Annotated in this window: 8 protein-coding genes; 6 read left to right on the top strand and 2 right to left on the bottom strand. The window is 64.3% G+C overall.

The features are described from left to right. Positions 1-839: 839 nt before the first annotated feature. Together ACO07Z_RS03685 and ACO07Z_RS03680 are read left to right on the top strand one after the other, a co-directional pair. Positions 840-1,412, top strand: coding sequence for a nitroreductase family protein (locus ACO07Z_RS03685; protein WP_421697456.1), 573 nt, complete (start codon positions 840-842; stop codon positions 1,410-1,412). A gap of 3 nt (positions 1,413-1,415) precedes the next feature. Continuing rightward, entirely contained in the window at positions 1,416-2,015 is a 600-nt protein-coding gene (locus ACO07Z_RS03680) for a flavin reductase family protein (protein ID WP_421697455.1), read from the top strand. Between the two features lie 72 nt (positions 2,016-2,087). Here the strand turns inward: ACO07Z_RS03680 and ACO07Z_RS03675 are convergent, their stop codons facing one another. Together ACO07Z_RS03675 and ACO07Z_RS03670 are read right to left on the bottom strand one after the other, a co-directional pair. Beyond that, a complete protein-coding gene (locus tag ACO07Z_RS03675) occupies positions 2,088-2,375 on the bottom strand; it encodes a hypothetical protein (RefSeq protein ID WP_421697454.1) in 288 nt (95 codons plus the stop codon). A 132-nt stretch (positions 2,376-2,507) separates the two neighbouring features. Next, positions 2,508-3,041, bottom strand: a complete 534-nt coding sequence (locus tag ACO07Z_RS03670) for a DUF7662 domain-containing protein (RefSeq protein WP_421697453.1) — start codon at positions 3,039-3,041, stop codon at positions 2,508-2,510. A 917-nt stretch (positions 3,042-3,958) separates the two neighbouring features. Here ACO07Z_RS03670 and ACO07Z_RS03665 point away from each other — a divergent pair. From ACO07Z_RS03665 to ACO07Z_RS03650, 4 genes are all read left to right on the top strand, one after another. After that, positions 3,959-4,657: a L,D-transpeptidase gene (locus tag ACO07Z_RS03665; protein ID WP_421697452.1), complete on the top strand. Its 699-nt coding sequence runs from the start codon at positions 3,959-3,961 to the stop codon at positions 4,655-4,657. A gap of 133 nt (positions 4,658-4,790) precedes the next feature. Beyond that, entirely contained in the window at positions 4,791-5,447 is a 657-nt protein-coding gene (parA, locus tag ACO07Z_RS03660) for a ParA family partition ATPase (protein WP_421697451.1), read from the top strand. 1,524 nt (positions 5,448-6,971) lie between these two features. Beyond that, positions 6,972-8,972: an autotransporter assembly complex protein TamA gene (locus tag ACO07Z_RS03655; protein ID WP_421697450.1), complete on the top strand. Its 2,001-nt coding sequence runs from the start codon at positions 6,972-6,974 to the stop codon at positions 8,970-8,972. Then, the gene (locus tag ACO07Z_RS03650) at positions 8,972-13,234 is read left to right on the top strand and encodes a translocation/assembly module TamB domain-containing protein (protein WP_421697449.1); all 4,263 of its coding nucleotides are present in this window, start codon (positions 8,972-8,974) and stop codon (positions 13,232-13,234) included. The genes ACO07Z_RS03655 and ACO07Z_RS03650 overlap by 1 nt, the downstream gene beginning before the upstream one ends. Position 13,235 lies beyond the last annotated feature (1 nt).

Below are 13,235 nucleotides of genomic sequence, written 5' to 3'. Positions count from 1 at the left end.
CAGTGGTTGGACGCCAGATGCGAAAGCGCTCGTCGTGCTCGCCGCGCCCACGCCGAGGGAGCCGGCGCGGCCCCATCAGTGGGAACGGCCGGATGCGCCCTGTATCTCGCCCGCTTTCGAAGGCATCGGTCCCCGCATCAACGGCAACAGGAGCGGAGCCGGCGAGGGCGTCGGCGACCAGCTGTTGCACCCGCATGCAGACGACTGCGCCGGTCTCGCCCATGTGGAGATGCCGCTCGATGACCGCGTGGCACGACGAAGCGCCTTATCAAACCACCCCGGCCCCGGGCACGCGGCGCACAATCCACCGGATGGCCGAAGACCACGAACCAGATATCGCCAGACAGTTCCGCGAAGTGCGTCGCATGAGGGCATCCAACATATTCGCACCGGGCACCACACGCCGAAGACCAAGGGCGAGGCTGAGCACTTCATCGAATTCCTGCTGCGGCCTGTTATACCTGTCCCGGTCTTTCCATCGAAGAGCCGCGGACCGGCAAAGAGAGTCTAGCACGACGCGGGAGGGCAGTGCCGAGTCTCGGCCGACGAGCGCAAGTTCAGCCCTCGCAGGAACAACCTGATCAGACGGCACATCTGGCAACGTCATTCGTCGTCGGACGCGAAGGGCGACACTGTCATCTCTCCGATCCCCCGGCAGGACGCCTCTCGGTCGGCAGATGGCCCCTCCTTCGGGAGAGCGACCAAGCCTTGGTATAATCACGTTGTGATTCTCCGAGCCGCGTTCCCGCGCCAGTGAACTGCCGGTCCCGTCCCTCCCCGAGCTGGCCCACCCGGCTGCCTCGTCGCTCTTCCAGCGCGCTCACTGTGGAACATTGCCCATGACTGCCGACAGCTCCGCCCTCGACCTGCTCCGGACACGCAAAAGTCCCAAGGTGTTCGACCTCGCCTCCCCGGGCCCGAGTGCGATCGAGCTCGAGTCTATGTTGACCATAGCGACGCGCGTACCGGATCACGGGAAACTCGCGCCGTGGCGTTTCATCGTGTTCGAGGGCGAGGCACGGGCGCGCGCGGGCGAAGCCATCGCGACCGTCTTCACCCTCGACAATCCCGGAGCGGAGCCGGAGCGGATCGTCCTTGAACGCACCCGGCTCTGCCGGGCGCCACTCGTCATCGCCGTCGTTTCGCGAGCGGCGCCGCACGCCAAGATACCGGAATGGGAGCAGACCCTGTCGGGCGCGGCAGCCTGCACACTCCTGTTGCTCGCCGCCCACGCGCATGGCTATGCCGCCACCTGGCTGACCGAATGGTACAGCTACGACCCTCGCATACGCGCCACCCTGGGCCTGTCTGACGAGGAGCGCTTCATCGGCTTTGTCCATATCGGCACGCTCGCCCGTCCGCAGGAAGATCGCCCCCGGCCCGCCCTCGCCGATCTCGTCACACGGTACTGATCCATGTTCTACGAACCTGCTCTCGGCAATCATGGCCTGCCGCACAATCCGCTGAAGGCGATTGTGGCGCCGCGACCGATAGGTTGGATTTCGACATTGTCTCCGGAGGGGAGGCCCAATCTCGCCCCCTACTCCTTCTTCAACATCGTCAGTGAGAGCCCGGATATCGTGATGTTCTCCAGCGCGGGGCTGAAGGACACCGTGCGCAACGCGATGGCGACCAGGGAGTTTGTCTGCAATCTCGCCACGCGCGAATTGCTGGATCGGGTGAACATCACCTCGACTCCGCTGCCGCCCGGCGAGAGCGAATTCCAATTAGCGGGACTGGCCCAAGCGCCCTGCCGCCTTGTCCGCCCACCACGCGTCGCGGCTTCGCCCTGCGCTCTCGAATGTGTCTGGATTGACACAGTCGAAATGGCCGATCGTCACGGCCAGCGGGCCGGCTATCACGTCACCTATGGCGAGATTGTCGGCACCCATATCGATGATCGATTCATTGAGGAGGGACGTGTCTGCACCGAAAAGTTGCAGATACTTTCTCGTGCCGGCTACTTCGACTACTCGTGGATCGACACTGTCACATCCGTGCCACGTCCCCGCTAACGGCCATCCGGTGTGTGCGCAGCCAACGCCGTACGCCGTCCCCGCGTGCCCTTCCACCAAAGTCTGCGGGGGCTAGCAGGCAACCGCCTGCACGTATCCGGTAGCGGCGTAATCCAGCATCACTCTGTCGCGGGTCATCAACCGGTAGCCCTGGTCACGTGCTGTCGCGATCAGAACACGGTCGACAGGGTCGAGAGGCGGCAGGCCCGGCAGGAAGGATGACGCGATCAACGTCTCCGGGCTCATGAGCGCGATGCTCATCCCAGGCAAGCCGGCAAGCGCCGCAAACCACTTCGCCGGCTCCATCGCCAGCCGCACCCGGCCCTGCTCTACCAGCCGACCGAGTTCCCAAGCCGACATTGGAGAAATCGAAATCGGCGCCCCCCCGCAGCCGAGCTTCGATCAGCGTACCCCTGGCCTCGTCGGAGATGGGTGCTCCTTGCGCCACCCAAAGCGCGGCGCAGGTATCGAGAAGAAGCGGCATGCCCATGACTAATTCTCCTCAGTCCAGTCGCGGCCATTTGACGGATTATATTCCTGTGTCGCATCTTCCGACGACGGTAGGGGCTCCGTCTGCCAGGCATCGTGTGACGGTTCGATTTGATGAATGGGCGTCCCTTCACCGCCCCCATCATAGAGGTAAATCGGGGACGTACTGGGCAGAGTCAGATCAGTTCCCGGCTCGATATGCACCGTGCCCTTCAAACCACCGAACAACCCGGCCAAAGGAGAACCCGTTGACGCTGGCGCAACCCGAGTCGCATCGCCCCTCGAAAGTTGGGGAACGCTACGGGAGAACACCAGCCTCCGGGCCGTCATGTCCACGTCCTCTGAACGAAACCCAGCTGCCAGCCACGCTTTGGTCATCACACTGTTGGTTGGGTTGTTGCTCCACCAAGCTCTATGATTGAACGCGGATTGCGGAAGTTTTGATCCAACAATCCGTTCTATATCTTCAAACGACATCGATATTTTCGGCTGCGTGCGACTCGCTAGGAACGTCGTCAACGAGCTGTACTTTGACATCATTATATCCCCAATCAGCCCCGCATTTGTCACATACATAAGTTACTAAATCACCCTTGAATATTCAAGAGCGACATATCGGCTAGAGACTCCCAGACAGCACCCGCGATCCGCCCCAACATCACACCTTACGAGCACCCACCACCAACCAGGATTGGAGCATTATGATACCATGAAATGCTACTATTTCTATCTCACTAAAACACACACTAGACAATGACGCGCATCATCTTATTTCTTCGTTTTTGTCCGCAAACTTTTGATATCTTATACAATTTTGTACGAAAGAATCGGACGAGAACGCCCGACTCACAGCCCCTCCACATCAGTAGAATCTATTTGATACATACATAATTTGTGTTCTTGTGGGCGCAAGAATTTCACCTTCGGTCCAGATACCTCGATAAGCCGAAAGCGAGTAGGACGAGCTCAACTGGCAGAGGCGCTGCCAGCTTCGTACATACGGGTTGGAGTCACTTAATGGTACCGCGCCGCCCCCAAACGGAACCTCGTGAGCAATTGGATCGGAAATTCGTCGGCCATTATCGGTCTGCATTTACTCCTGCGGAGTTACATTGATCTGCGGCCAGAGCACACGACGCCTTGATTGATATTTCCGCTTTAACGCGCTGATTAGATGGAGTTTTCGATCTTTCTTTAAAGTGGCTTTCTGCAGGCAGCTTTTGAAATTGTCGCTACTGACTCGTTTGGTACATAGTGCAAATGTCACCACTGTATGCCGCAACGATCTGCCTGAGGAGGTCTATGATCAGAGATAGGCACCAATCAGCACTGACGCCTCGCCCGCATATCGATGCTCCTTTCGAAGGCGATGAAACCGATGTTGGCCCCAAAGCAACGACTTGTTTACCAAACCTGCGTTAAGATTCGGGAGATCAGATTGAAGGGGTTGCGCTATGGCTGCGCTTGATCGTCGTGCCGTTCTTGCGTTCTGCATGGCTGGTGCAGCGGTCGCCATAGCAGGCTGCAAGCGAAACTCCGCTACCGGCACAACCCTGCCCTTAGCCAGCACAAACCCGACCGCAATGTTCTCCGATCGGTATGGCGCTATTGCGGATAAATTTCCTATTGCGGCTGTCGATGTCTCCCAGATAAACTCCACTTTCCTCCGCCGCGAGGTGGCCTATCAATCACCCTATCCGGCGGGGACGGTTGTTATCGATCCAGCCGCGCACTTCCTCTATCTGATCCAGCCCGGTGGCACCGCCATGCGATATGGGGTTGGTGTCGGCAAGGAGGGGTTTGGCTGGTCGGGAGTGGCCACGATAAATTCCAAGCAGGAGTGGCCGGATTGGTACCCCCCAAAGGAGATGATCCAGCGACGCCCGGACATTCAGGCGCAACTCACTAAGCTGCAGGGTGGCGACGGCGTGCCGGGAGGCTTGTCCAACCCACTGGGCGCGAGGGCGATGTATCTCTGGCAGGACGGGAAAGACACACTCTATCGCATCCATGGCACGTTGGAGCCTGAGACCATCGGCACAAATGTCTCTTCGGGCTGTATCCGCATGATCAACCAGGACGCCATCGATCTTTATGGGCGTGTAGGGGTGGGCACGAAGGTCGTCGTGCTCGGCTCAAAGCCCGCCAGCTGAGCCCGCTTGGCTGGCATATTCCGTACAATCTCCGCGCGCATCGACGACGCACCTCTTCCCCAAGCCTTAGGCGGCACGTTTCGTGGTATTTGAGTGACACATTAGTGGCGCAGCCAGCTCCAGAGGCGGTTAGATGAGTGGCAAAATCATCACTATCGCGCAGCAGAAGGGCGGGTCCGGCAAGACAACGCTGGCCGCCCATCTCGCTGTGGCTTTTTCACAAAGCCGTCTAGAAGGAGCGCCAACCCGCGTAGCCCTCCTGGACTGTGACCCTCAGGGGAGCCTCGGCGAGTGGTTCGAGGTCCGGGAGGGGAATCTGGGAGACGATGCGACCGGTCTCTCATTCCGTACCGCTTCAGGCTGGGGGGCCAGACGTGAGGCCCGCAGTCTCGCCCGCGATCACCATTTCACCATTATCGACACCCCCCCGAAGTCGGACGTCGAGTCGCGTCCGGCCATCGAGGTGGCCGATCTGGTGGCGGTGCCTGTCCAGCCGACTCCTGTTGATCTATGGGCCACACGTCCGACGCTGGAGATGATCAACAAGGAAGGAGCCGCCTGCCTTCTCATCATCAATCGGGCTCAACCCCGAGCCGCCTTGACCAAGGAGATCACCTCCGCCATCGAAGCTCTCGCGCATCCTGCTGCTCACACACGGCTCGGCAATCGTGTTGGCTTCGCCGCCAGCATGGGTCAGGGCTTGACGCTGCTTGAAACGGAGCCAGGCTCCAAGGGCGCGTTGGAAGTGGAGGCGCTGGCAGCGGAGTTTATCGCTCTCCTCCGCGGGTAGCTGTGGCCGAAATCCCGTCCGGGCGTTGGTTTCACGGCTGGCTACGACGCCCCGGAACCGTGCCACTCGGAACGGCAGATAAGAGCTCCCTCCGGCGCCGTCCGTGTCTCCTTTGGAGATGCGATCGATTGGATCATTGCCTTCATACAAGCGGCCCTTCGCACAGGCACGGCAGCGGTGGTTGACGGCTGATCTCCGGGATCCCCGCTTCCACGAACATCCGGCAACGACTGCGCGGCCGCCGATCTGCCATAAGCTGCTCCGCGCTCTCCCGTTCGATGGCAGCCGTTCGGCGTGCCCGGGCCGCGGTATCCGCAGGGTGCGGCCGAGATCAATGGGAAGCGAACGCGGGCCGTCGCGACATCGCCCCTCAGCGTTTCGATCGGCGTCGCCTGGGTCGCGGCGCGCTTGGCGCCGGTGAGGGGGCTCTCGACCGCGTCCAGGCGATGTCGCTTAATGCTGCTTACAGGGATGAATGGGCAAGCAGAGGTGCCTCTATCAAAGCCTTCGCAAGGCCGTTCCTGGGCGTACGGATGTGGCCGACACGCTGCGCACGCCCAAGCACTCACTGAGCCGCTGCAGCAAGGGGGGCGGTGTCTCGCCGCCGCCCCATTTTTGAGGGGACACAGGAAGAGGCGCCTGAGGCGCGCCGCTGATCCGGACTATAACGGGCATCAATCGCACGCGAATCCACCCAGCGGTTGGTTCCGCAGTCGTAAGACGGCTTGAGCGAAAGAGGCCGGATCGACACCTGCCGCCCAAGGTCGAAGGGCTGCGCCAGTCCAGCTAGGCACGCCTTGGAGGGAGGTTGGCGACACGCGCCTCATGTCCAGCGCGACGCACAAGTGCGTCCAATCAGCTTCGGCTGGATAAACGACCCTTTACGGATTGGGTATCGACAGCTCGAACGGCCCGCTACGGGCAGGTCGCCGACACGGGCCCCTTACCGGCCCCCCTCTCGGCACCGTGCAGCTTCGCGCGTCGCATAGCAGCGTGCGCTCCAGCGCGTCGGCGGACGGTAGAAGCGATGAGACGGAGAATCCGCTCACAGGCCGGAGGCGGGCTCCGCATACGCGCGCAGGGCGGCGGCGTCGCCATTCCGCAATGGCGAGCACGGAACCACAGAATTGTTCCGCGCTTCCATCATTCACCCAAACGGACGGCGCACGGCCATTGGCCAGCCATCACCCACCCTCCCGACGGCGGCGAAAACGGAACCTTTTGTCGCCTCGGCTGTCATGGCGGGTAGGAAGGCCCCGCGCGTCAGGGCGGGCGTCTGTGAGGGCGGTGCCAAGCGGGGTGGGAATCGACAAGCCCTTGCCTCATGTTGGAAATCGGCCGGGCTTGTGCGCGGAAATTTGCATTCTTCGGCTGACAAGGTTGACGCTTGCCGGTCTGACACGGCAATCAGGGGGAAGGCTCTCCTATGGAAAGCTGGCGTTCATTGTCGCTGCGTTAAGGTCACGCTGGCAGAAGACCGTGCCAACGACTTGGGCTCGGAAACACTGAGGGGGAGGAAACGGGTTGGCGTTTGAAAGGCGGACGAAGCGGCTCTGGCTTGTGCTCGCCTTTTGCGCGGCGCTGGTCCTGTCTGCCTTCCCCGTTCCGGCCTTTGCCCAGCTGTTTGGCGGCCCGCAGGATGAAACAAGCGAGAACGGCAGCGCCGGCGGCTTCTTCGGGCCGATCGTCAATCTTTTCAGCCCCAAGCCGCTGACGTCAGCCCCTCCGGCGCCGGACGCCACGCCCTACACTGTGTCGCTGACCGTGACCGGGGGCGACAGCGCGCTAAAGGACCGCATTGAGGCGGCTTCCGCGCTTGAGCGGCTCAGCGAGCGCGCTCCCTCCGGCGCGGCGGGGCTTGTTCGGCGGGCGCTGGCCGATCGGCGCGACATCAACGCCGCTCTGTACGCGGCCGGCTATTATGGCGGCGTCATTCGCATCCGCCTCGCTGGCACCGCGCCGGACGCGCCGGATATCTTCCAGCGCGTTGAGGCGGCGCGGGCGCGCGGTCCCGTGCCGGTGGAAATCGACGTGCAGGCCGGCCCGTTGTTCCAGTTCGGACGTGTAGAACTGCTCGACGCCGCGAACCGCCGCCCGCTGACGGAAGCGCCGTCCCTGACACGGCTGCGGCTGGAACCCGGGGAACCGGCCCTCGCCACCTCCATTCTCCGCGCGGAAGGCGCAATCGTCGACCACTGGCGACGCCTGGCGCATCCCTTCGCGCGCGTGGCGGACAAGGAGGTGGTGGCTGATCACAAGACGAACAAGGTGGATGTCACCTTCCTCATCGCTCCCGGCCCAGTGGCCACGTTCGGCAGTTTCACCGTCGTGGGCGCCGATTTCCTCACCCCGGGCTTCATCGAAGAGCGTATCGAGATCGCGCCGGGGACGCCCTATTCACCGGAGGTGCTCGACCGTCTGCGCCGTCGCCTGCTGGAATATGAAGCCATCGCCAGTGTGCGCATAAACGAGGCGGACAGGCTGGCACCCGATGGCAGCCTGCCGATCACCATCGAAGTCTCGGCGCGTCTGCCACGCTATGTCGGCTTCAGCGCCACCTATTCCTCCACGGACGGCTCGGCCATCAACGCCTATTGGGGGCATCGCAACCTGTTCGGCGGCGGTGAGACTCTGCGGCTCGACGCGCAAGTATCGTGGTTTGGTGAGAAATCCGAAGCGGTGCCGAACGCCGATCCGTTCGGTTACAAGCTGGCCGCCACCTTCGTGAAGCCAGGCATTTACACTGCGCAGGATGATCTGGTTGCCAATGCCGCGGTACTGCGCGAAGTGACCAATGCCTATGTGCGTGAGGCGGTGACCCTGCTCGCCGGCATTCGTCACCGTTACAGCGACGACCTCACGCTGCAGGTGAGCCTGGACCTTGAGCAGTCGCAGGTGGAAGACAGTACCGGCACCAATGATTACGGCATAGTCGGCGTGCCGATCGAGCTGACCTATGACAGCACCGACAGCAAGCTTGACCCGTCGCGCGGCTGGCGCGCCACGGCGACGGTCGAGCCTTTCGCCTATCTCGGCGATGCCGGCGCCGGCCCCACGCTGTTCCGCGGCGCCGTCTCGACCTATCACGCCTTCGACGAGAACAAGCGCTTCATCCTCGCCGGACGCATGGCCGCCGGTAGCATCGTCGGCGCGGGTCTCTATGACGTGCCGCCGCAGCGGCGCTTCTATGTCGGTGGCGGTGGCTCGCTGCGCGGCTATGACTACCAATCCGCCAGCCCGCGCAATGAGGACGGCATCATCATCGGCGGCCGCAGCTTTTTCGAAGCATCGGTCGAGGCCCGCCTGCGCGTCACCGAAACCATCGGCATCGTGCCCTTCTTCGACATGGGCTCGGCCTTCGCCTCCGAATGGCCGGACTTCGATAGCATCAAATATTCGGCGGGCATCGGCCTGCGCTATTACACAGCGATTGGTCCTCTGCGGGTGGACCTCGCCTTCCCGCTCAATCCCGGCCCTGAGGACGGTGATTTCGGAGTCTATGTCAGCCTGGGGCAGGCCTTCTGATGACGCGCGCGCTCAAACTGCTCGGAATGGTTCTGCTCGCGCTGCTGCTGGTGCTGGTGAGCCTCTTCGGCGCGCTGCAGACGCCGCCGGGGAAAGCGCTGCTCGCCAACATCGCCTCGTCGCTGGCCTCGTCTCCGGGCCTCACCGTCTCCGTACGCGGCCTCGGCGGCTTCGTGCCGTTCGACATGAGCGTCGAGGCTATCGAACTCGCCGATGCCGAAGGCACGTTCGCCCGCATCGAGGACGCGCGATTGGACTGGCGGCCGCTAGCCCTTCTTTCCGGGCGCGTGGAAGTCACGTCGCTCTCCGCCGCCCGCGTCGGCCTGGACCGCCGCCCGGTACTGCCGACCGCGCCAGTTAATGCTGATGGCGGTTCCAGCTTCGCCCTCCCCGTGCGGATCCAGTCGCTTGCCATCACAGAGATAGCTCTTGCCGAACCGGTGCTCGACCACGCGGCGCGACTGTCCTTCAATGGATCCGCCGACCTCGCTTCGTTGGCACACGGCCTGTCGCTGACCTTTGTACTTGAGCGGCTGGACGCGCCGGGCTCGCTGAAAGGTTCTGCCGGCTACGCACCGGAGGCCGGCTTCCTTAATCTGGACATCACCGCACGCGAACCCGCGGGTGGATTGATGGCCCGCGCCGCTGGCTTCGACGGTCTGCCGGAAATTTCCGCTGCGGTGAACGGCGCCGGACCGCTGGATGCCTGGGACGGGCATCTACGCCTGCACGTCGGCGATTTGGCTGAGGCCAGCGGCGCCGCGGGCATTCGCGCCGTTGCCAACGGGCACAAAATCAACCTCGCGCTTGATGCCGACATGGCGCGTATTTTGCCGGCACATATATCTCCGCTCTTTGAAGGTCGCAGCGAGTTAGCCGGCTCAGCAACGGTTGATCCCGGGCTGAATCTCGGCATTGAGAGCTTTTCCGCCCGCACCGCAGGCTTCCAGGCCCGCTTGAGCGGCTCGCTCATGGCGGACCAGTCCGCCGATCTCGCCTTCGAGGCCCAATTGGACGATGCCGCGCGCTATGCTGGGTTTGCCCCGGGCATGAGCTGGCAGGAACTCGGCTTGGCAGGCACGCTCAAAGGTTCCGTGCTCCGGCCAACCGTTGAGGCGCGAATCAGCGCCGCTCAGCTGGCGGGAAAAGACTACCGCGCCGCCACCGTGACAGCCACGCTCCGGACGTTGCCGGATGCGGGAGGCGCCCTCGCCTTCGCCCTTGAGGGAACGGCGAATGGATTGTCGGCGCCGGACCCGGACGTTGCCGCCGCGCTTGGCAGCGACGCACGCTTTTCGGCCTCGGGAACTCTCCCCGCCAATGGCGACGCTGTGCTTGAGGCGGCCTCCGCCGATCTCGCGGCGATAACGGCACGTTTCGCCGGGCGTGCCGACCCGCGCGCCATCGACGGTGATCTCAATGTCAGCCGGCTCAACCTCGCCGCCTTCTCACCGCTCGCCGGCCGTCCGCTCGCGGGTTCAGCCGTGGTTGACGCCCGGCTTTCCGCCTCAACCGATTTCAGCCGCGCCAGCGCCGTCGTAAAGGGTCGCGCGGAAAAGCTTGAGACAGGTATCGAGCGCCTCGACGCACTGATTGGCCGCAGCGTCAGCATCGACGGTGCCCTCGCCCGCGACGGCGCCAATGCACTGGCCGTGGACAATCTGAAGATCGATACCGACGGCATCTCGGCGACCGTCAATGGCCGCCTCGCCACGGATGTCGCCGACCTGACCGCCGCGCTTACCCTGGACGATCTCGCGCGGCTCGACCCGCGCCTCGCCGGCGGCGCCGAAGCCAACGCCGCCTTCTCCGGAACGCTCGACGCACTCGGCGTGACGGCCACGTTAAGCGTTCCAAATGGCATGGCGGAAGGCCGTCCGCTGCGCGATGTCACCGTCGATATCACCGCTGCCGACATCACCGGAGAAACCTCCGGCAGTTTCGCCCTCGCCGGCGAGATCGGCGGCAAGCCGGCGCGTGGAACCGCCGCGCTGCGGACGCAGCCGGATGGCACCCGCCAGCTGTCAAGCCTCGATCTCGCCATCGGCTCAGTCACCGCGCGCGGTGACCTCGCGCTCGATCCCGCCGGGCTCGCCACGGGGCGGCTCACAATCGTCGCCGGCGACCTCGCGGATATCGCGGCCCTCACCCTCACCGACATGGCAGGCGCGCTGAACGCCGATATCACGTTGAGCGTCGCGCAGGGCCGCCAGAACGCCGACATACGCGCGAGCGCCCAGCAGTTGCGAGCGTTCGACCAGAGCGTCGGTTCGGCCGATATCAATGGCCGCGTCCTCGATCTGCGCGGCGTGCCGATGCTGGATGGCACGGCGGCCTTGCGCGCCGTCTCCGTAGCGGGCGTTGCAGTCGAGACTGCGACCCTGCGGGCTACCGGTAACGCTACCGGCACTGATCTGACGGTGGAAGCGCTCGCGCAAGGCACCAATCTGCGTGCCGGCGGCCGGCTAGAGCCACGGCCGGACGGCGCCCGTCTGCGGCTCGACCGGCTCACCGCCACCCGCCCCGGGCTGAATGCGGCCCTGAGCGCGCCAGCGACCTTTACGCTCATCGGCAACAGCGTCGCGGTCGACCGTTTTGCGCTCGCCGCCGGCGGCGGCACCGCCACGGTCTCGGGCACTGCGGGGGAGCGGCTCGACCTCGCCGTAGACCTCCGCGCTCTGCCGCTCTCGCTGCTCAATATCGTTGCCCCCGACACGAACCTGTCGGGCTCGCTGGCCGGCACCGCGCGCCTCGGCGGCACCGCCTCGGCCCCGACGGGACCGTTTGACCTGCGGATCGCCCGCCTTAGCCGGCCCGACCTCGCCAGTTCCGGCGCCGGGCCGTTCGACATCGCGGCCAATGGCACGCTCGGCAATGGCCGGGCGCAGCTCAGGGCGACCATCGCCGGCGCCAATCTGCAGAATTTCACCGTCAGCGGCTCGGTTCCGCTGGGGGCCGGCGATTTGGACCTCGCTTTGCGCGGCGCGATCAATCTCGCCATCGCCAATCCGATGCTCGCCGCCACCGGCGCCCGCATCACCGGCATCGCGAATGTCGACGCGACGCTGCGCGGAACGGCCGCCGCGCCCCGCGCGGGCGGCACGGTGCGAATAAATGGCGGACGCTTCGACGACTCCGTCAATGGCGCGGCGCTCAGCAACATCGACGCCGTGCTCACCGGCACCGATCGCTCGGTCACGATCACCAGTTTCCGCGCCGCGACCACCAATGGCGGCAGCATCACCGGCCGCGGCAATGTCGCGCTCGACCCCGGCGCCGGCTATCCCGGCCGCATCGACCTTGATCTCGTCAACGCCGCGCTGGTGAACAGCGACCTCATGCGCCTGGTAGCGGAAGGCCGCCTCGGCGTTGAAGGCGCGTTCCTCAACGGCCCCCGCCTGACCGGTCGGCTGGTGCTACGCGCGCTCGACATCAACGTTCCGGACCGCTTCCCCGGCGGCGTGCAAGACCTCAATGTCCGCCACGTCAATGCCAGCGCCGAATTCAAGCGCAAGAGCCCGACCGTGCAACGCCAACAGGGCCCCGCGCCGCCCGCGCGCAACGGCGTCGCGCTCGACCTCGTGCTGTCGGCACCGAACAACAATGTGTTTGTGCGCGGCCTCGGCATTGAGGCGCAACTCGGCGGCGAACTGAAGCTCACCGGCACCACGCGAGCGCCGGTAACGCTAGGCGCCTTCCAACTGCGGCGCGGCTCGTTCGATTTCGGCGGGCGCCGCCTCACCTTCACGCGCGGCACCATCACCTTCACCGGCAACACCGACCCGGAGCTCGATTTCATCGCCGAGACAACTACGACCGACATCACCGCCCGGGTTCTGGTGTCGGGACCGGCTTCCCGCCCAGTGGTGAGCTTCTCGTCGACCCCCACCCTGCCGCAGGACGAGGTGATCTCGCGTCTGCTGTTCGGCCGCTCCGCCGGTTCGCTCAATGGCGGCCAGGCGCTGCAACTGGCCCAGGCCGCCGCCCAGTTCTCCGGCGGTGCCGGCGTCCTGGAAAATGTGCGGCGCTCGCTTGGCGTCGACAGTCTTGAGCTGGGCACCGATGCCGCTGGCACCGGCGGACAGGTCGGCCTTGGACGACGGCTCAACGACAACATCTATCTCGGCGTGCGTCAGGGCACGTCGGCGGGATCCAGTCGAGTCACCGTCGATGTCGATGTGACCCGGAACATTCGCCTGCAGGGCGCCACAGGCGCCGATGGCGCGGCCGAAGTCGGCATCGGCGCTCAGTGGGATTATTGAG

It is taken from the genome of Ancylobacter sp., assembly GCF_965229075.1.
Lineage (GTDB): Bacteria > Pseudomonadota > Alphaproteobacteria > Rhizobiales > Xanthobacteraceae > Ancylobacter.
The sequence above is the reverse complement of the archived record's forward strand: the minus strand, read 5'-3'. Positions and strand labels throughout refer to the sequence as shown.

Bases quoted from the DNA above. Each gene is read 5' to 3' on its own strand.
- ACO07Z_RS03685 (WP_421697456.1), top strand. From the start codon at position 840: ATGACTGCCGACAGCTCCGCCCTCGACCTGCTCCGGACACGCAAAAGT.
- ACO07Z_RS03680 (WP_421697455.1), top strand. From the start codon at position 1,416: ATGTTCTACGAACCTGCTCTCGGCAATCATGGCCTGCCGCACAATCCG.
- ACO07Z_RS03665 (WP_421697452.1), top strand. From the start codon at position 3,959: ATGGCTGCGCTTGATCGTCGTGCCGTTCTTGCGTTCTGCATGGCTGGT.
- ACO07Z_RS03650 (WP_421697449.1), top strand. From the start codon at position 8,972: ATGACGCGCGCGCTCAAACTGCTCGGAATGGTTCTGCTCGCGCTGCTG.
- parA (WP_421697451.1), top strand. From the start codon at position 4,791: ATGAGTGGCAAAATCATCACTATCGCGCAGCAGAAGGGCGGGTCCGGC.
- ACO07Z_RS03675 (WP_421697454.1), bottom strand. From the start codon at position 2,375: ATGTCGGCTTGGGAACTCGGTCGGCTGGTAGAGCAGGGCCGGGTGCGG.
- ACO07Z_RS03670 (WP_421697453.1), bottom strand. From the start codon at position 3,041: ATGTCAAAGTACAGCTCGTTGACGACGTTCCTAGCGAGTCGCACGCAG.